Genomic DNA, 19,275 nt, shown 5'->3' with positions numbered 1-19,275 from the left:
CGGTACCCGCCGAACAGGTGGCCGAGGGACAACTCAGTCAACGACCGCCGAACAGGCGCTCCCACAAGGACCGCGTGGACGGCCGCTCCGCGAGCAACACCGGCGTCTCGAGGGCTTCGATGCTCTCGAACGCCAGCGAGCCGCGGGCGATACGCGAGAGCAGCCCTCGTTCGGTTGCGCCGATAATCACGAGGTCGTACTCCTCGCCGACGCGACCGATCACCTCCTCGACGTCGCCGGTCTCGACTCGTCGCTCCGCGTCGTCGAGACCGTGACCCGCTGCCCAGTCCGCGAGGAACTCGCGGCCGGAGGCCTCGTTCCCCGCGTCGACGACGGATAACAGCGAGACGTCCGCGTCGAGGACGTCCCGGAGCGCACGGGCGACCTCTCCGGAGAGATCCGAGGAGGGGCCGCCGGCGGTCGGTACGAGCACGTTCGAGGGGTCCAGTCGCTGACCGTCCAAGACGAGGAAGTCACACGGGAGGTCGCGGGTGAGTTCGTCGAGAGACCCCTCGACGCGACCGCCCGCGAACCGGGCGCCGCCGTAGCCCATCACGACGACGTCGGCGTCGTTCCTCCGCGCAGCGTCGAACACCTCCTCGATACCGCGATGCGAGAGGATCGTCTTGGTCCGGATCGGCACGTCGAACGCCCGGGCATCTGCGGCCGCGGCGGCGAGCAGTTCCTCCGACGACCGGTCGAGGCCGGCGCGGTCCTCGGCCGCACTCTCAAGTGCCGTCTGGTCCGGGACGGTGACGATGTGCGTCGCGAGCACGCGACCACCCCCGTGTTTGGCGAGCGCGCCGGCCAGCGTGACGAGTGCGCTCTCGGTGTGGGGGTTCGACACCGCGACCATGACCGTCGGCCCCTCGTCTCCTCGGCCCTTCGGCGAGGCGGCGTCCGCGGCGTCGACCGACCGATCGGAGAGTCCCGGCCCCCGGTTCCGGCCGGCGTCGGAGGGCGCGTCCGTCGCCTCCGTCTCTTCCGTCTCTTCCGCCCCGTCCGTCTCCTCCGACTCGTCCGCCTCGTCCGCCCCGTCCAGCGGGGAGTGGAACCTCCAAGCCGGGACCACGCCGGAGAGAACGAAGCCGAGACTCCCCATCACCGCGTCGGTGCCGGTCGGCGTCTCGGGCACGAGCCCTCGGCGGGTGGCGAAGGTCTTGTGCATGCGTGCGGGTCGTTCGCTCTGTCGTTAGTCGTCCGTCTCCGCGTTCGCAGCGCCTCGCATCTCGGCGGAGGCGGCGCTCGATTCGTCCGTTTCGGCGGCATCGGTGGCGGCGTCGCCCCCCGCTCTCGTCCGGTCGCCGCTTCCGAACAGGCGGTCCCAGATGCCGCGCGTGTCGCGTTTCTCGGCGAGCAGCACGGAGCATTCCACGTCCTCGAGCACCTGCAACACGAGCGAGCCGCGGACCAGCCGCGAGAGCAGTCCTTTCTGGGTCGCGCCGATGATCAGCATCGTCGCGTCCCGCGCGGCGCGCTCGATAGACGCCTCGACATCGCCGCTCTCGATCCGCATCTCCGCGTCCGCGAGGTCGTGCTCCGCCGCCCACTCGGTGAGGAAGCGCCGTCCGGCGTCCTCGTCGTCGGCGACGTGCAACAGGGTGACCTCCCCGCCGAACTCGGTCTGAAGCATCTTGGCGACCGCCCCCGACAGGTCCGAAGCCGGTCCGCCGGCGGTCGGCACCAGGATGCGCGAGGCGTCGAACCCGCGGTCTCGGAACACGAGGAAGTCGGAGGGCAGGGAGTGCGCGAGCTCGTCCACCGCCGTCTCCGCTCGTCCAGGCGCCCCGTGAGAGTCTTCGCCCCACCCCATCACGGTGAGGTCGGCGCCGTACGTGCGCGCCGCGTCGAACACCTCTTCGAACACACGGTGAGAGAGCACGACGTGAGTCTCCACGTCAACGTCGAACGTCTCTGCGTCGTCGCGGGCCGTGTCCAGCAGGTCGTGGGCCGCTTGGTGCGCGCCGCGGTCGCGAGCGGCCTCCAGCGACGTCTGGTCGGGGACGTTCGCGATGTTGACCGCGACGACCGTCCCGTTCCGCTGCTTGGCGATGGCCGACGCGAGCGTGATCAGGTGCTCCTCGGTCGCGGGGTTCGCGAGCGGCACCATCACCCGGAAGTCGTCGCCGCCCGGCTGGACGGACGTCGCCGCCGACACGGCGGCCTGAGGTAGCTCGTCAGACCGGTCGAGTATCCACGCGCCCAGCACGCCCCGCGACTCCACCTTCCCGCGGGCGTACAGCAGGTACCAGAGCAGCGCGAAGACGATGAGGCCGAGCGAAATCAGGATGATCGTCGGCTCGATGTAGACGATCAGCGCGAACGACGACAGCGTCCCGAGTATCGGCACGATCGGGTAGAATGGGACCTCGAAGTCGGGGTCGTACCCCTCGACCTCCGACTCGCGCATCACGATGAGCGCGATGTTGAGCAGCCCGTACACGACGAGATGGAGCACGGAGCCCATCGTCGACAGCGACTCCACGTCGCCGGCGATGAGGAACACCAAGATGAGCGCGCCGGTGAGCGCGATCGATTTATACGGAGTCCCGAACCGCTCGTGGATCTGGTTGAGCTTCGGGGTGACAATCTTCTCGCGACCCATCGCGAAGTTGATCCGCGACGAGGAGAGGATCGACGCGTTGGCCGACGAGGCGGTGGCGAGCAGCCCGCCGATCAGCAGCATTGCGGCGCCGACCGCGCCGAGCGAGTAACCCAGCACCTGGTAGTTCCCGAACAGGAGGCGGGCGGCGTCGACGACCGCGGTCTCGTTGTTCGCGACGAGTTCGTTCGGCACCGCCGCGAGCAGCACCAGTAGGAACAGCGCGTACACGATCGTGACGATGACGACCGATCCGAGGACTGCGAGCGGGAGGTTCCGGCCGGGATTCTTGATCTCCTCGGCGACCGAGGTGATCTGGACGAAGCCGAGATACGAGACGAAGATAATCCCCGTCACCGGCAGCACCTGACTCGTCGTCCCCGGCGGCGCGAGGGGACGCAGCGAGTCCATGTCGGCGTTTAGCAGACCGACAACGGTGAAGACGGCGAGGATTCCCAGAAGCGACATCACGATGACGATCTGGAGTCCGCCCGTCTCCTTCGCGCCGAAGTAGTTGACCGCGATGAACAGCAGCGCGCCGCCGAGGCCGATCACCTGTGCAGCCTCGAGCGTTAGCGGGCCGAGTCCGACGGGGCCGAGCCCGACGAGTGCGTTGACGTACTCGCCGAAGCCGTACATGTAGAACGCGGAGGCGAACGCGAGTCCGAGCCAGTTCGCCCAGCCGGCCACGGAACCGAACATGGGTCCGAGCGCGCGGTTGACGTAGAAGTACGCGCCGCCGGATTTGGGCATCGCCGTCCCGAGTTCAGAGGCGGACAGCGCCGTGAAGAGGGCGATGACGCCGCCGAGAACGAACGTGAACGCCGCGAGCGGCCCGGCCCGCGCGACCGCGGTACCGGGGAGAACGAAGATCCCGGCCCCGATCATCGTCCCGATCCCGATCGTCAGGGCGGCGAGCGGACCGAGGTCTTTGGCAAGCTCTTCGTCGCTCATTCGGCCGATCCCTCGCCCGGAAGCGCGATCACGGGGACGTGCGATTTCGTCACGAGCTTGATCGAGAGGTCGCCGGACAGGAACTGCAACAGTCGGTTGCCGTCCCGGCTGCGGTAGGCGATGGCGCTCGCGCCGACCTCGTCGACGGCGTCGAAGATCGCGTCAACGACGTGTCGGTCGTACGCGGTGTGAGTGTCGGCGTCCGGGAACACTGTTCGGACCGCAGCGTAGGATTCGGCGGCCAGTTCTTCGGACTGTTCCACCGGCGTCTTGTCCGGGACGCCTTCGCCTTTCTCGACCACGTGAAGCGCGGTGACGCGCTTCGGGTCGTAGGGTTCGAGCGCTCGTGCCGTCGCGAGCGCGTCCGCCTCGTTGGCGACGGGCAGGAGGACGTGGGCGAGCAGGTCCCGTTCGGTCGATTGGTCAGTGCTCGTCATACGCACATTCATAGGCTCGTCAGTTAAGAAGATACGCTCTGCGTCACGGGGGCATGAGAACCACTCGTAGGGACTCTTCTCCGCTCAGCGTCGTTTTTTGGGTCTTCGTGTCACGCCACTCACCGTCTGTCGATTCCTGAGATGAACACGGCGAGCACCGGAACGATCTCCAGTCGACCGATCCACATCAGGAATATCATGAGCAGCTTCGACGTGTTCGGGAAGAACTCGTAGCTTCCGAACGGACCGACCCGGCCGAACCCCGGACCGATGTTCCCGATCGTTGCAAGCGATGCGCTGATCGACTCCAACGCCGACAGGCCCACACCGACCCGGGCGGCATCGAGCGAGAGGAACACCGCCGAGAGCGCGAACAGCACGACGTACAGCATGGTGAATGCCATGATGCCGCGGATAGCGTCCTCGTCGACGACGTTTCCGCCGAGGCGGACCGGCTGCACCACGTCCGGGTGTGCCGAGGTGAAGAGCTCTCGCCGGATCGCCTTTCCGACGATGAGCCACCGGACAATCTTCACGCCGCCGCCGGTCGACCCGGCGGAGCCGCCGATGAACATCGTGAACAGGAGCACCACCTGTGCGTGAGCGTCCCACTGCGCGAAGTCGGCCGTCGCGAACCCCGTCGAATTCAGCAGCGACCCGATCTGGAAGGCCGCCTGTCGGAGCGAGTTCTCGGCGACTCCCTGCGTCGTCCCGCCGATTTCGAGCGACGGGGCGGCGCCGCTGTAGAGGATCACGGCGAGCAGCGCGGTCATGGCGGCGATTGAACCGGCGTAGACGCGGAATTCAGCGTTCTCCAACATGACCTCCGCCTCGCCGCGTAGCACGTGCCAGAACAGCGCGAAGTTGACCCCGGCGACGACCATGAACGGGATGATCACCCACTGGACGATCGCCGAGAACGCGCCGATGCTTTCGGCCTCCGGTGAGAACCCGCCGGTCGGCAGGGTGGAGAACCCGTGAGCAACCGCGTTGTACAGGTCCATGTTCGGGGCCATCCCGAGGAGGTGGAGCGCGTACAGGAGCACCACGAGCAGGACGGTGAACGCGAAGTAGATCAGCCAGAGCGCCCGAGCCGTCTCGGCGATCTTGGGCGTGAGTTTCTGGAGCTCCGGGCCGGGCGCCTCCGACGCCATCAGCTGAGCGCCGTTGACGGCGACCTCGGGGAGAATGGCGATCATCAGGACGATGATCCCCATACCGCCGAGCCACTGCGTGAGTTGACGCCACATCAGCAGGGCGTGAGAGTGGCGGTCAGTGCTGATCTCACCGAGAACGGTCGCACCCGTGGTGGTGAATCCGCTCATCGACTCGAAGAGCGCGTTCGTCGGCGTCGCGACGGTCGACGCCGTGCCGTATCCGGCGAGCAGATACGGAATCGTTCCGATGACCGCCGCGGCGAGCCACGCAAGCGAGACGAAAAGCAGTGCCTCGCGGGGACCGAGGTCAGGGTCCGGGTCCACCCGCTCGACGAGGAGGCCGGTCGCGGCCACGAGCGCCATCGAGACGAGGAATACCCAGATGTCCTCGCCGTACGCGACCGCCACGATCAGCGGCACCAGCATCGTGATGGCGAGGTACTTAATTCCGAGGCCGACAAGCCCGACGCTCGCCCTCCACTTGACGCTCCAGGACATAGTTGCTCGAACGGTATGGGGGTGGCCGCTTCGCTGTATTAACCTGTCGAAGGGGAGACGACGGCGCGGTGGGACGGACGCGTCATCGTGCTCGTCACCACCCGCTCACGACGTCCAAAACGCCTTCGTGAACAGCACGAGAACCGGGATAATCTCGATCCGACCGATCCACATCAGGACGATCATCACGGCTCGGGTGCTCATCGGGAACGACGCGAACGTCCCGTACGGGCCAGCGGCGCCGAAGGCGGGACCGATGTTGAGGAACGTCGTCGCCGCGGCGCCGAGCGCCTCGAACTCCGTCACTCTGAGGCCCGCTCGCTCGGCGTCGACGACGATGACGACCGTGAGCAGGAAGAATATCACGATGCTCAACAGGAGGTACGCGTAGATGTCGCGGATGGCTCCCTCATCGATCGACTTCCCCGAGATGCGGACGGGACGAATCGCTTCCGGGTGGACGGCGGTGTAGAGGTTGCGGCGGAACGACTTCAGCGCGACCAGCCACCGCAGCGACTTGATCGAGCAGGTCGTCGATCCGACCATCCCGCCGATGAACATCCCCGCGAACAGCATGTGTTTCGCGGCGGGCGCCCACAGCACGTAGTCGGTGCTGGCGTACCCGGTCGTCGTCACGATCGACGCGACGTTGAACACCGCGTGCCGGACCGTCTCCTCGGCGTCGAAGGTGGTGCCGGGATCGAGGAACAGGGCGAGGCCGACGATCGTCGCGAGCGTCCCCATCGCGCCGAGGTAGAAGTGGAACTCCTCGTTTCGGAGGAGCCGCATCGGGTCGCCGTTGATGGCGAAGTAGATGAGGACGAAACTCGTCGATCCGATAACCATGAACGGGACGACCGCCCACTGGATGAGCGGGTGGAACGCGCCGACGCTCAGCGGCTCCGGGGAGAACCCGGCCGTCGCGACCGACGTGAACGCGTGCGCGACCGCGTTGTACAGGTCCATCTGTGGGTCGACGGCGAGCCCGAGCAGGTAGTACACGAGGACCGCGAGTCCGGTGAGCCCGAAGTAGATCCCCCAGATGAGCTGTGCGGTCCGGGAGATCTTCGGCGTGAGCTTGTTAACGTCCTGTGTCTGTGACTCCGACTCCATGAGCTGTGCCCCACCGACACCGACCTCGGAGAGCACCGCGGTGGCCAAGATGAGGATACCGAGTCCACCGAGCCACTGGATCACCTGTCGCCACATCATGACGGACCGCGAGTGGATCGAGAAATCGATCAGGACGGTCGCGCCGGTAGTCGTCAGCCCGCTCATCGACTCGAACATCGCGTTCAACGGGTTCGCGACCGTCCCGACGCCCGCGACGACGAACGGGATCGCGCCGACAGCGGCGACGAGAAACCAGATCATCGCCACCGCGAGGAACGCCTCTCGTGGGCCAAGGTTCTCGTCCGGGCCCTTCATCGATCGGAACGTCGCACCGAGCGCGATCGAGACCGCGATAGCCGCGAGAAACGGGACCGGCGACTCACCGTAGTAGAGGGCGATTAACAGCGGGAACGCCAGCGGGACGGGGAGTGCCGCGAGAACGTCACCGGTGAGCCCCACGCTCGCCCGCCACCCGACGCGGAGTGTCACGTTCACGGGCGGGTCACGCCATTGCGGTGATCTCGCCCACGGAGTCGGTCTCCACGAGCAGGATAACGTGGTCACCGGGTTGGAGCACGGTCTCTCCTCGGGGCGTGACGAGTTTGTGATTCCGGGTGATCGCGCCGATGACGAACCTCGCGTCGGTGTCCGCGACGATGTCCGATATCGGCCGTCCGACGAGTCCGCAGCCCTCGGTGAGTTCGAGCTCCAAGACCTCCGCCTGGTCGTTCTCCAACACCGCGATGTTCTCGGCGACGCTCTCGTAGGTGAACCGCGTGATCTCCTCGGCGGTCACGGTCCGCGGGTTGATCGCGATGTCGATACCGATCTCCTCGAACACGGTGACGTAGTCCGGGCTGTCGACGACGGCGATCACGCGATCGACGCCGAGTCGTTTGGCGAGCACGGAGACGAGGAGGTTCTTCTCGTCGGAGTGAAGCGCGGTGACGACGATGTCCGCGTCGTCGACGTGTTCTCGCTTGAGAAACTCGGTGTCGGTCGCGTCGTGCTCCATGACGACGGTGTTGATGAGGTTCTCCGCCAGCCAGCGCGCGCGCTCGGGGTCCCGCTCGATCAGCCGCGGCTTAAAATCGCGTTCTCCCAGCAGCCGCGCGGTCTGGTAGCCGATCTCGCTGCCCCCGACGACGACGATTTCGTCGGCCTCGGTGGGCGTCGCCTGGGGCGCGACGTCGGTCGCGAACGATTGGACGCTCTCGGGGCTGCCGATCACCACCGCGCGGTCGCCGACCCTAATATCCGTGTCTCCGCGGGGAATGGTCATCTCTCCGTTGCGGAACAGTCCCACGAAGGTGAGCGACTCGAAGCGGTCCGCCTCGGAGACGGTCTGGCCGGCCACCGGGCTCTCCTCGGCAATCTCGAACTCGGCCATCTGGACCAGTCCGCTCGCGAACGGGTCGACGTCGATCGCCGCCGGAAGTCCGATGACGCGAACGATGTTCTCCGCGGTCAGCAGGTCCGTACACACCATGAAGTCGACGCCGAAAGCGCCGTTGCTTCCCTCCCACGTCCGAAGGTACTCGGTGCTCTTTACGCGGGCGATTGTGAACCCGTCGCCGAGCGTCTTCGCGGTGCCGCACGCGACGAGGTTCGTCTGATCGTCGTCGGTGCAGGCGATGATCATGTCCGCGCGGCCGACGTCGGCCGCCGACTGGATCGCCGACGCAGTCCCGTCGCCGGCGATCGTGAGCACGTCGAGTTCGTACTTGAGCTGTTCCGCGCGGTCGGCGTCGACGTCGATGACGACGACCTCGTGGTCGGGCGCGAGGCTCGACGCGATACTGGTTCCGACCTCGCCGGCCCCGATGACGACCACGTGCATGGACAAAGCCAGTTACCCGACCCTCAAGTTCGTTACTATCGATAGCGACGCGGTCTCGGGGGGCCGCTCTACGAGTCGCCGCCGAGTCCCGCCTCTCCGGTCCCTCCGAACGACGAGGGATCCGACCACGCGTTCCGCCCCGAGACGGTCCGCTGCGGGAACGGAATCGTGATGTCTTCCTCGTCGAAACGCTCTTTGACCGCCTGAACGTAGTCGGCGCGGGCCTTCACGAAGTCGGATCGTGACGGGTCTTCGATCCAGATCCGCGACTGGAGCCCCACGTACGAGTCGGCGAGTTCGGTCAGTCGAACGGAGGGGGCCGGATCCTCGAGGATCGCGTCGCTCTTTTCGGCCTCCTCGACGATGATATCGGTCGCCCGCTCGACGTCGTCCTCGTAGTCGATCCCGAAGACGAACTTCAGGCGCAGCGTCTTCTTCGCGACCGGGTTCTTCACGACGTCGCTCGTCAGCGCGTAGTTCGGGACGGTGAGCAGTTCGTTGTCGAACGTCCGGACGCGGGTGACGCGAAAGGAGATGTCCTCCACGACGCCCGAGTTACCCTGCCACTCGATCCAGTCGCCGATGCGGAACGGCCGGTCCGTGTAGATGAACACGCCCGCGACGAAATTCTTGATCACGTCTTGGAGCGCGAAGCCGACCGCGAGCGTCGCCGCGGCGGCGATCGTTGCCAGCGACCGGAGGAACCCCTGATACCCAGCCGCACCGAAGGCGACGGTGACCCCCGCGAACAGCACGAGGAACGCGACGATCTTCTGGAGCGGGCGTCGCGCGTGCTCGTCGAACCCCTGCCTGTCGAAGATCCGTCGGAGGAGCGGCGTGACGGCCGCCTTATAAAGGAGGTACGTCGCGAACACGACGGTGACGAAGATGCCGGCGTCGATGACCAGACCGGTCAGCGGGCCGAGGTACGGTTCCAGCGTCCCCGTCACGGCGACGACCTCTGTCGGTGCGGCCGCAGTACCCATTAGTGAAGCACCGCCGTGTTCCCGCGGGTCTCGACGAGGTCGGCGTTGACGGCGTTGGCCAACTCCGCGGCGAGTTCGTCGGTCGAGGTCCCGCCCCGGGCCGCACGGAGGAACTTCACCTTCACGAGCTTGGCGTCGTCGAGCTGATCGGCCGTCTCGTCGACGACGGCGTCGACCCCTTTCTTCCCGACCCAGACGGTGACGTCGAGGTCGTGCGCTTCCTTGCGAAGCTGTTGATCGGTCATATGTTATCAACTCGGCCGCGCCAGTTGAAGCTTAAGATTCGCGGACGTCGGGAGGCTTACCCAGCCGACGCCCTGTCTTACCGCTCGCGCTCGACGTCTCGCTCCGGGGGTCGGTCCCGCCGAACGTACTCGGCGGCGTCTTCCGGCGTCTCCGTCGCCAGCAACCGATCGAGCTTCCGCTCGAACTGCTCGTCGGTGAGTTCGCCCTCCGCGTACCGGGTCCGCAGTCGGTCGAGCGCGTCCTGCGTGCGCTCAGGTTCCGGTTCTGCGTCCGCGGCCTGGGCGTCGGACGCGTCTCCGGTTCGCGTCTCCGTCTCGTCCCAGTCCTTTTCCTCCTCTTCGTCTTCGTCCGCGTCGAACAGCATCGCGACTACGGGTACGACGACGATATAGCCGAACAGCATGAGCGGGAGCCACCAGTCGACGTCGAGGAGGAGCGCCGCGAGCCACGTTCCCGTCACGGCCGTCGCGGCGATACCGCTCGCGTTGCGCTCGAACCGCTCGCGCACGGTGGAGTCCGCCATCGCGGTATATCTCTCTGCCCCAGAACTAAACCGTATCGGGGGTTTACGGCTTCGACAGGTGATGCATCTCCCACCGTCCGATGGATTAGACAAACCTAATCTTTTTCTTCGACCACAAGTGTATTATTTCCCCCGGACAATGTGTCAGCAATGCATTCCACAGAGAACGATCTGAAAAGCGTCTCTCGGCGTCGGTTCGCCGGACTCGGCGCTGGGGTTCTCGCGGGGGGCCTCGCCGGCTGTACGGGGAACGCGGCCGGTCCGGCGGCTAACGGCGGAAGCGCCGGTACCGATGGCGACGAGAACGACGGTGAGTACACCGTCGTGGCGTCGTTCTTCACCTTCTACGACTTCGCCGACACCCTCTCCGAGGGGACGGCCTTGAACGTCGAGAACCTGGTGCCGACGGGGCTCCACGGCCACGGCTGGGAGCCCGATCCGTCAATCCAACGTCGCATCACCGACGCCGACGCGCTCGTTCACGTCGGTCCGGACTTCCAGCCGTGGGTCGACCGCGCGATCGATACGCTGGAGGCCGAGGCGACGGAGACCGCCCTTATTAACGCTCGGGCGGACGTCGAACTGCTTGACCTCGCCGACTCGCTCACCGAAGACGAGGCGGTCGAGGACGCGAAGGACCCGCACTTCTGGCTCGACCCGCAGCGGGCGAAGATCGCGGTCGCGAACATCGCCGACGGGCTTGCGGCGATAGACCCCGACAACGAAGCGACGATCCGCGAGAACGCCGACGCGCTCGACGCCGAGCTCGACGCCCTCGACGAGGAGTGGACGGCCACGTTCAACGCCGCCGAGCGCGACGTGGCGTTCCTCGCGGCCCACAACGCGTTCGCCTACCTCGCGGAGCGGTACGACGCGACGATCGAACCGCTCGTGGTGAACCTCGCCGCCAGCAACGACGTGCGACCGGCCGACATGCAGCGGGCGCAGGACACGATCGCCGCCAACGACATCCGCCACATCGGCGCTGCGGTGTTCGAGCCGATCCGTCCCGCGAAACAGCTGTTGGAACAGACCGACGTAGAGGCGTACTTCCCGGTGACGCCGTACGCCGGGACCGCGCAGTCGTGGGTCGACCGCGGCTGGGGGTACTTCGACATCGCCCGCGAGGTGAACCTACCGACGTTCCGGATCCTGCTCGGCATCGACGACCCCGAAGACGTCAGCTTCGCCGACTACGGCCGGAACTTCGAGCCATGAGCGAGGCGTCGAGCGCCGCGCGCGCACCGAGCGACGACGGACCGCTCGTCGACGTCCGCGGGCTGACCTTCGGCTACGCCGCCACGCCGGTCGTCGAAGACGTGGATCTTCGGGTCGGCCGCGGCGAGTACGTCGGGATCGTCGGGCCGAACGGCTCCGGGAAGAGCACGCTGCTCCGGCTTGTCTTGGGCCTGCACGAGCCCGATTCGGGCTCGGCAGAACTGCTCGGACACCCAGCCCGCGCGTTCGCCGAGCGCGAACGCATCGGCTACGTCGCCCAAGACGTGACCCAAAACGAGAAGCGGATGCCGATCACCGTGAGCGAGGTCGTCCTGATGGGTCGGTTCCCACACGCCGGGTTCGGTCGCGTGACCGCGGCCGACCGCGACCGCGCCCGCGACGCGCTGGAGACGGTCGGGATCGGACACCTGGCCGACCGGAAGATCACCTCGCTCTCGGGCGGGCAGCGCCAGCGGGCGTACATCGCCCGGGCGCTCGCCGGCGAGGCGGAGCTACTCGTCCTGGACGAGCCGACGGTCGGCGTCGACGCCGAGTCGGTCGACGCCTTCTTCGACCTCCTCGACGGGCTCGTCGACGACGGGCTGACGGTCCTGCTCGTCGAGCACGACATCGGCGCCGTCATCGAGCACACCTCGCGAGTGGTCTGTCTCAACCGCGAGGTGTACTTCGACGGGGAGCCGACGGCGTTCGCCGAGAGCGACGCGCTCGACCGCGCGTACGGGACGAACGTTCTCCGCGAGAAAGGGGGGATCCGGACGTGATTCCGACGACTTCCGTCGCGGTCGCGTCGGTGCTCCTGTCGAGCGCTCCGTTCGACTTCCTCTCGCGGCTCGTCGGGCTGTGGAGCGACGGCCTCGGATGGGTCGGCGAGCAGCTCGGAATCGCCATGCTGGACTACGTGTTCATGCACCACGCGTTCCTCGTCGGCGCGCTCATCGCGGTGATGGCGCCGCTCATCGGCACCTTCCTCGTCCACCGACAGCTCGCGCTGATCGGCGACGCGCTCGCACACACCGCGTTCGCAGGTGTCGCCGTCGGGCTGTTCGTCAACTCGGTGCTCGGCGCGGGGATCTCGCCGTACGTTACCGCCGTGATCGTCGCCGTGATAGCCGCTCTGGCGATCGAGCTGATCGCCGAGACGACCGACGCGTACAACGACGTGTCGATGGCGATCGTGCTCTCGACCGGGTTCGCGCTCGGCGCGGTCCTCATCAGCTTGAACACCGGCGGGCTCGCGGTCGGGATAAACCAGTACCTGTTCGGGAACCTCTCGACGGTCTCGCGAGAAAATGCGGTCCTCCTGGTCGTGCTGTTCGCGATCGTCGCGTTCGTCGTCACGGTCACGTACAAACAGCTGCTGTACGTGACGTTCGACGAGACGGCCGCCCGCGTAGCCGGGATCAATGTCCCGTGGTACAACCGTCTGATGACGACGCTGACCGCTCTCGTCGTCGTCGGCGCGATGCAGATCATGGGGGTAATCTTGGTCGCGGCGATGCTCGTCGTCCCCGTCGCGGCCGCCGCCCAACTCGCCCGCGGCTTCCGCGAGGCGCTGCTCGCTTCCGTCGTGTTGGCGCAGATCGCGGTGGTCGCCGGGATCACGCTCTCCTTCAACTACAACACGACCGCCGGGGGAACGATCGTCCTCGTCGCCGTCGGTGTCTACATCGTCGCGGTGCTCGCCGGGAAGGTCCAGTCGCGGCGCGCGGGGGACGAGGTCCCCGACCGTGACACCGCCGAACGCGGCGCCGTCGGTAGGGAGACGGGCGAGGGCGCGAGCGACGACGTCGCCGGCGCAGGGTCGGCCGATTAGTCGGCGCGCTCTGCCGGCCCGTCGCGGAGGGTCCCGTCGAGTCCGAGTCCGACGCGGTCGCCGTACCGGTCCCACACGACCACCAGCGACGGTACGAGCAGGATCGAACAGAGATACGCGTAGAGCACGCCGAGCGCGAGCAACACGCCGAAGTCGCGCAAGAGCGGGATCACTGCGAGCCACAGGACCCCGAGCCCGCAGACGGTGGTGAGCATGCTCCCGGTGAGTGCCCCGCCCGTGCCCGCGATGGTGACGTCGAGCGCCTCGTCGACCGCCTTCCCGGCCTTGAACTCGTCAACGAACCGGTGGACGAAGTGGACGGTGTAATCCACACCGAGCCCGATCGACACGGAGAGGATCGGCGCGTTGATCGGCGTCAACGGGATATCGAACAGCCGCATCGAGCCCACGAGGAGGCCGACCGTGACGAGGACGGGTACGAGGTTGAGCAGGCCGTACACGGCCTTCCCCTCCAAGTAGGCGTACGACAGTGCGAGGAACACGGCCGTGAGCACGAACGCGGCGATCAGACTCCGGATCGCGGACTCCGTGAGCCGGTCGATTACGGCCTCGTTGACGACGAGGTCGCCGGTGGGCACCGCTTCTAAGGGGGTCCGCTCGGCGACCTCGCGGACGTCCGCGACCGCCTCGGAGTTGTCGGCGTCGGGGCGGATCGTGTAGTCGATCCGCGCGCTCCCGCGGTCGGCGGCGAGGTAACCGCGCGCCTGGTCCCGTGCGGGCGAGTCGAGCAACGCGTCGTACACCTCGTCGACGTCGCGGTCGGGGACGCCGGTCCCGAGGCGATCGTTGCGGTCCACCAGTTCTCCGAACTCGGGGTCGCGCGCCGCCCGGTCCTCGATGACGGTCACGATGCTCGTGGAGGCGGCGCGGCGCTCCGCGGTCGTCTCGAAGGTGTCCGGCGGGTTTCGCGTCGTCCGGTCGATCAGCTCCAAGGCGTCGTCGTCTCGTACGGACTGGTCGACGTACAGCGTCACGCTCCCGACGAACCCCTGCTCGAACTCCTCCTCGAACAGCGTGAGCACGCGGAGGAAGGTGTAGTCGGTCGGGGCGAGCGGCTCCGGCAGATTCGAGTACGTCTCCAGTCGGTCCTCGTCGGGGAAGAAGGCCTCCTCCGAGAACTCGGTGTTCACGCCGGTCCCGTAGACGCCGCCGACCGCGCCGCCGACGAGGAGCACCGCGACGACGGCCACGGGCGCGACTTTCGAGAGGTCGACCCCGACGCGGAGCACGCGACCGAGCCGCGAGCCACCTGAGCCGAGCGCGGTCGTCCCGAACTCGGGGATCGGGAGCCGCTCGCGCCAGCGGTCGACGAGCACCTTCGCGGCCGGGAGGAACACCCCGAAGACGACGAGCGTGAAGACGATTCCCGCCGCGGCGACGAGCCCGAAGTCGCGGTTCGGCTCGAACGGACTCGCCACGTTCGAGGCGAGCCCGAAAACGGTGGTGATGGTGACGAGGAGGAAGGCGATCAGCAGCTGATCGGTCGTGGTCCGCATCGCGTCCGCGATCCCCAACCCCTCGCCGCGTTCCTCCCGGTAGCGGTTGACGATGTGTATCCCGAAGTCGATGCCGACCGCGAGCAACAGCGGGAAGACGGTGATGAGCGAATCCGAGAACGGGATTCCCGCGTACCCCATGAACCCGAACGTCCACAGCAGCGAGAGCAGCAGTGCGACGAGTCCGATCGCCATGTCGATCGGGTCGCGGTAGGCGAACACGAGGAAGCCCAAGATAAGGAGGAGCGCCGAGGGGAACACGATTATCGCGGTGTCGGTGAGGAGTGCCGTGACCTCCGACTGGAGGATGCCGTCACCGAAGAGGACGGCGTTGTCCCCGGCCTCGTTACCGGGCACGGAGTCGACGACGGCGACGCTCTGCGTCTGCAGTTCGGTCACCCGAGCGGTCGTGGCGGCCTCGGGCAGGTCGTAGGTGATCCCGACGATCGCGGCACCAGCCCGTTGGGCGGTCGGGTTGTAGTCGACCGATACCTGCGCCGAGACGGCGCCCGTCGCGTCGGCGTCCGCGATCGCGGCTCGGAGCGCTCTCGGCGTCGCCTCGGCGACCGCGTCGCGCCGCTCGCCCGGCGTCTCGGCGGTCGGGTCCAACTGACGGGCGACGGCGTCGGCGTGACTCGTCGTCGAACGAACCCGGAGCGTCGACCGCGACTCCAGTCGGTCCTGTGTCTCCAAGACGCGGAGCAACGTCGACCGCGACAGCACGTTGTCGTCGGTGACGATGACCTGCGCCGACGTCGCGGACCCGCCGATCGACGTCTCGAACTCCTCGTCGATATCGTCAAGCGCGCGCTGCGCGGGGATGTCCTGCGTGAACTGGTCGGCGCCGGCCGATGTGGTGATCCCCCCGACACCGCCCGCGGCGACCACGCTGATGAGGAGGAACGCGACGATCACCGCCGCCGGCCGTTCCGTGACGAGTTCGTCGATGCGCTCGACGGCTCGGTCGGCGGCGGTCACGGTCTCCTCCCTCGTGGCGGCCGATCGGCGAGGTGCCCGCCTGTCTGGTCCCCCATCCGCTCACCGCCGCCGATAGAGGACGACCGCTCCCGCGCCGGCGACGACGACGAGGAGGCCGACGCCGATCGGAACGAGGGGGAAGCCGCCGTCGTCGGTGGGTTCGGTCACTGCGACCGGGTACTGGGTGACGTCCGAGATACGGTCGTTGCCGCGTTCGTCGTCGTAGCGGAAGTCCAACTCGATCGGGTGCGTCTCGACGCTCGCGCCGGACGCGGCGGCCACCTCGAAGGTTATTTCCTCCGACTCGCCGGGCGCCAACTCGTCGACGAACGCCTCGTCGTTCGGCGCCGAGAGGGGGCTATCGGCGTACAGCCCGGCGTTGATCGACGAGAGCGTCTCCGGACGCTGGTTGGTGATCCGGAAGGTGACCTGCCGGGTTTCGCCGGCGGGAACGGTCACGTTGTCGGCGGTGAGCGAGAACTCCGGCTGCCGCGGTGCGACCTCGATCCGTCGACGCTCGTCGACCGCGATGGTCGCGTCGCCGTTCGTGTACTCGGTGGTGAACGTGAACTGCCGCGGGCCTGGGGCGGCGCTCCCGCTGACGTCGGCGTCGAACGAGAACTCGACGGACTCACCCGCCGGGATCGCCGGGAGCGCGTACCGCCGCTCGCCGACCGTCACTCGGTCGCTCTGCGAGTTCGCAACGAGCACCGCTTCGTCGACGTCGAGCGGGCCCTCGTTGGTGAGCGTCCCGCTGACCGTCCCCGAGTAGCCGACCTCCAGCGTCCCCTCGACGTCGTCGATCGAGAACGACTGCTCGGGGAACGGGACCACGCCGGCCCGCGAGGTGGGAGACGCCGCCTCGATCCCGTCGGCGTCCCGGTAATCGACCGACGTGACGAGCGCGTACGCCCCGCCGCCGAAGGACGGCGAAACCGTCGAGTCGAACGTCACGGTCCGGTTCGAACCGGGCGCCCAGTCGCCGACGAAGGCGTCCGCGCTCCCGTCGCCGATGACCGCCGCGCTCCCGGTCGATGTCCCGGTGACGACCGCGTCGCGGGCGACCTCATCGCCGACGTTCCGGAGCGTCGCGGTGACGTCGCCGCCGCCGCCGACCTGCGCGTCGGTGTCGGTCTCGACGATCGCGAACCGGGCGCCGTCGTCGACGACGATGGTGACGTCGAAGCGGTCGGTGCCGTCCCGGTCCTTGTGGTCGTTGAACTCGGGGACGATCTCGAAGGTGTACCGGTAGTCGGCGGTCACCTCGACCTCGTACTCGCCGTCCGGCACGTCGTCGGGGACCGTGACGTCGAGCGGGACCTGCACGGGGCTCGCGTCCGTCCGCACGTCGCCGACCACGACGGGGCCGTCTTCGACCTCGATCGGCACGTCGCCGTCGTCGATCTCGAGGGTGAGTCCGCGCGCCGTCGTTACCCGCGAGTCGAGTTGGTTCCCGAACACCATCTCGCCGGTGTTCAAGATGTCGAGCGTCACCGTGGACTCGGCACCGCTCGGGACCGTCCGCTGAGAGGCGAACAGCCGGAGCGCGGGCGATCCGCGTATCTGCCGATCCGTCTGTGCGACGACGTCGTCGCCCGCTGCTGGGCCGAGCGCCGCGGTCCGCCCGTCGTCGCCCGCGAGCGCGGCCGTCGGATCGTCGGCGGACGCAGCGGCGCCGGCAAACGCTCCGGCGCCGAGGAGGGCCGTCACGGAGAAGACGGCGAGGGCGAGCGCACCGAGTCGACTCGGCCGGCTCATCTCCGGCCCCCGGTGCCGTCTCTGTCGCCTCCGACGATCTCCGAATCCGCCGATCGACCGTCGAACGCGTCGCGTCGAGTCATACCATCGTGTGGGATGCGTCCGAGTTAAGCGTATTGAATGAACGTTCAATCAAGAGCTCTTTGTGGGTGGACTTCGTACAACTTGCATGAACGACCCGTTCGCGGAGCCGACCGACACCCGGCAGGCGATCCTCGGAGCGGCGTTTCGCGCGCTCTGCGAGCACGGGTACGCCGACCTCACGATCAGCCGGATCGGCGAGGAGTTCGACAAGAGCCCGTCGCTCGTCTATCACCACTACGAGGGGAAAGACGAACTGCTCGTCGACCTGCTCGGCTACCTCCTCGACGGGTTCGAGGCGTCGCTGTCGGCCGGCGAGTTCGACATGGCCCCCCGCGAGCGGCTCGATGCCTACATCGCGGCGACGACCGCTCCCGAGTCCGTCGACGACGAGTACGCGCCGGACGCCGAATTCCTGTCCGTCATCGTCGAACTCAGGGCGCAGGCCGCCAGCGACGACGCCTACCGCGACCACTTCGAGCGCAGCGACCGTGTGTTCGAGGCGTTCCTCGAACGGACCGTCCGCGAGGCCGCGGCCGACGCGGGCGCGGATGCCGATGAACTCCCGACCGACCGACTGGCCCCCGCCGAGGTGGCGTCGACGCTGCAGACCCTCGCGACGGGCGGGATGCTCCGCTGGGCGACGACCGGGGACCGAGGCTGGGCCGACGACACCCGGCGGGGTGCGCGTCGATACGTCGAGGCAATGCTCCCGCGGGTCGACCCAGATGCCTGACCGCGAGATGGAACTCTCTTAAAAACAGTTTCGTCGTTGGAGACCGACCGCTACGGACCGCGACGGATCGCGTTGCGATTAGCGGTCGGTGACGCCGTCGGCGTCCATCCGGCTGACCTCCTCCTCCAACCACTCGCGGAGCCACTTCACGCGCTTGATGCGCTGGTGTGCGATGCTCTCCGCGGTGTCGGAGACGACGCGGTCCGTGTGGTCGTGCGCGCGCTCCAGCACTCGGTCGACCATCATCGCGGCGTCCATGTGCGTGCGGGACTCGTAGCCCATCCGTAACAGCATCAACACGGCGCCGTTCGCCCCGACCTTGTCGAGGACGTCCGCCTCCATCAGACACCGGCTCTCCAGTGGCACGTTGGTGAGATCGCCGGTGTACGAGTGGTCGACGATCGCGCCGCACACCTCGTCGATGAACGACTCGGGGTAGTTTCCCCGGCTCTGGAGGTACTCTCGGGCGACGCGCGCGCCGGCCTCGGCGTGGACGTCCTGTTCCGCCTCCAGTTTCGCGACGTCGTGGAACACCGCCGCCACCCGAACGACGTCGACGTCAGCGCCTTCCATCTCGGCGATGTCGACCGCGAGGTCGACGACGTTCAGAATGTGGTTGAAGCGGTAGTCCGCGGAGTGCCACGGGTACCAGCGCATCCGCCCGCCGTCGTCCTCACTCTCGACGCTGGCTGCGAGGTAATCTCTCACAAACCCTTTCATCTCCTCGAAGTCCTCGTCGCTCACCTCCGTTTCCTTAATTTCGACGCCCACGGGGACCACCTCGAGCGAAAAACTCA

General features: G+C 67.4%; 15 protein-coding genes and 1 pseudogene. 4 read left to right on the top strand and 12 right to left on the bottom strand.

Translation table 11 applies throughout. The annotated features are described in order from the left end of the window. Positions 1-37 precede the first annotated feature (37 nt). From ACNS84_RS02850 to ACNS84_RS02810, 9 genes and pseudogenes are all read right to left on the bottom strand, one after another. A pseudogene (locus ACNS84_RS02850) lies at positions 38-943 on the bottom strand (universal stress protein); the annotation flags it as partial. A 249-nt stretch (positions 944-1,192) separates the two neighbouring features. Beyond that, positions 1,193-3,556: an amino acid permease gene (locus ACNS84_RS02845; protein WP_435073330.1), complete on the bottom strand. Its 2,364-nt coding sequence runs from the start codon at positions 3,554-3,556 to the stop codon at positions 1,193-1,195. Continuing rightward, the gene (locus ACNS84_RS02840; protein WP_435073329.1) at positions 3,553-3,993 is read right to left on the bottom strand and encodes a universal stress protein; all 441 of its coding nucleotides are present in this window, start codon (positions 3,991-3,993) and stop codon (positions 3,553-3,555) included. Before ACNS84_RS02840 ends, ACNS84_RS02845 begins: the two co-directional genes overlap by 4 nt. 119 nt (positions 3,994-4,112) lie before the next feature. Further along, a complete protein-coding gene (locus ACNS84_RS02835) occupies positions 4,113-5,648 on the bottom strand; it encodes a TrkH family potassium uptake protein (RefSeq protein WP_435073328.1) in 1,536 nt (511 codons plus the stop codon). A gap of 105 nt (positions 5,649-5,753) precedes the next feature. Then, positions 5,754-7,256, bottom strand: coding sequence for a TrkH family potassium uptake protein (locus ACNS84_RS02830; RefSeq protein WP_435073327.1), 1,503 nt, complete (start codon positions 7,254-7,256; stop codon positions 5,754-5,756). 7 nt (positions 7,257-7,263) lie between these two features. Further along, entirely contained in the window at positions 7,264-8,601 is a 1,338-nt protein-coding gene (gene trkA, locus ACNS84_RS02825; RefSeq protein ID WP_435073326.1) for a Trk system potassium transporter TrkA, read from the bottom strand. A gap of 68 nt (positions 8,602-8,669) precedes the next feature. Then, a complete protein-coding gene (locus ACNS84_RS02820) occupies positions 8,670-9,587 on the bottom strand; it encodes a mechanosensitive ion channel family protein (RefSeq protein ID WP_435073325.1) in 918 nt (305 codons plus the stop codon). After that, entirely contained in the window at positions 9,587-9,832 is a 246-nt protein-coding gene (locus tag ACNS84_RS02815; protein ID WP_435073324.1) for a YhbY family RNA-binding protein, read from the bottom strand. Before ACNS84_RS02815 ends, ACNS84_RS02820 begins: the two co-directional genes overlap by 1 nt. Before the next feature lie 77 nt (positions 9,833-9,909). Then, a complete protein-coding gene (locus ACNS84_RS02810; protein WP_435073323.1) occupies positions 9,910-10,356 on the bottom strand; it encodes an SHOCT domain-containing protein in 447 nt (148 codons plus the stop codon). Positions 10,357-10,506: 150 nt separating this feature from the next. On the opposite strand from ACNS84_RS02810, the gene ACNS84_RS02805 reads away from it, so the two are divergent. From ACNS84_RS02805 to ACNS84_RS02795, 3 genes are read left to right on the top strand one after another with little or no spacing between them, the layout of a single operon-like run. Further along, on the top strand, positions 10,507-11,574 hold the full coding sequence (locus ACNS84_RS02805; RefSeq protein ID WP_435073322.1) for a metal ABC transporter substrate-binding protein: 1,068 nt from the start codon (positions 10,507-10,509) through the stop codon (positions 11,572-11,574). Then, positions 11,571-12,356 (top strand): metal ABC transporter ATP-binding protein, encoded by a 786-nt coding sequence (locus tag ACNS84_RS02800; protein ID WP_435073321.1) that lies wholly within the window; start codon positions 11,571-11,573, stop codon positions 12,354-12,356. The genes ACNS84_RS02805 and ACNS84_RS02800 overlap by 4 nt, the downstream gene beginning before the upstream one ends. Next, positions 12,353-13,408 carry a metal ABC transporter permease gene (locus ACNS84_RS02795; protein WP_435073320.1) on the top strand — a complete coding sequence of 352 codons (1,056 nt, stop codon included), beginning with the start codon at positions 12,353-12,355 and terminating at the stop codon, positions 13,406-13,408. Before ACNS84_RS02800 ends, ACNS84_RS02795 begins: the two co-directional genes overlap by 4 nt. On the opposite strand, the gene ACNS84_RS02790 is transcribed toward ACNS84_RS02795, so the two are convergent. Both ACNS84_RS02790 and ACNS84_RS02785 read right to left on the bottom strand, forming a co-directional pair. Then, positions 13,405-15,903 carry an efflux RND transporter permease subunit gene (locus ACNS84_RS02790; protein WP_435073319.1) on the bottom strand — a complete coding sequence of 833 codons (2,499 nt, stop codon included), beginning with the start codon at positions 15,901-15,903 and terminating at the stop codon, positions 13,405-13,407. The genes ACNS84_RS02795 and ACNS84_RS02790 overlap by 4 nt on opposite strands. A 60-nt stretch (positions 15,904-15,963) precedes the next feature. Continuing rightward, entirely contained in the window at positions 15,964-17,661 is a 1,698-nt protein-coding gene (locus ACNS84_RS02785) for a COG1361 S-layer family protein (protein WP_435073318.1), read from the bottom strand. 169 nt (positions 17,662-17,830) lie between these two features. Here ACNS84_RS02785 and ACNS84_RS02780 point away from each other — a divergent pair, with 169 nt between their 5' ends. Continuing rightward, positions 17,831-18,478, top strand: a complete 648-nt coding sequence (locus ACNS84_RS02780; protein WP_435073317.1) for a TetR/AcrR family transcriptional regulator — start codon at positions 17,831-17,833, stop codon at positions 18,476-18,478. Between the two features lie 78 nt (positions 18,479-18,556). On the opposite strand, the gene ACNS84_RS02775 is transcribed toward ACNS84_RS02780, so the two are convergent. After that, entirely contained in the window at positions 18,557-19,258 is a 702-nt protein-coding gene (locus ACNS84_RS02775; protein ID WP_435073778.1) for an HD domain-containing protein, read from the bottom strand. Positions 19,259-19,275 lie beyond the last annotated feature (17 nt).

The sequence above is a fragment of the Halorubrum wangae genome, from assembly GCF_051194135.1.
In the GTDB taxonomy this organism is placed as follows: domain Archaea; phylum Halobacteriota; class Halobacteria; order Halobacteriales; family Haloferacaceae; genus Halorubrum.
This window is presented reverse-complemented; position numbering and strand designations above follow the sequence as displayed.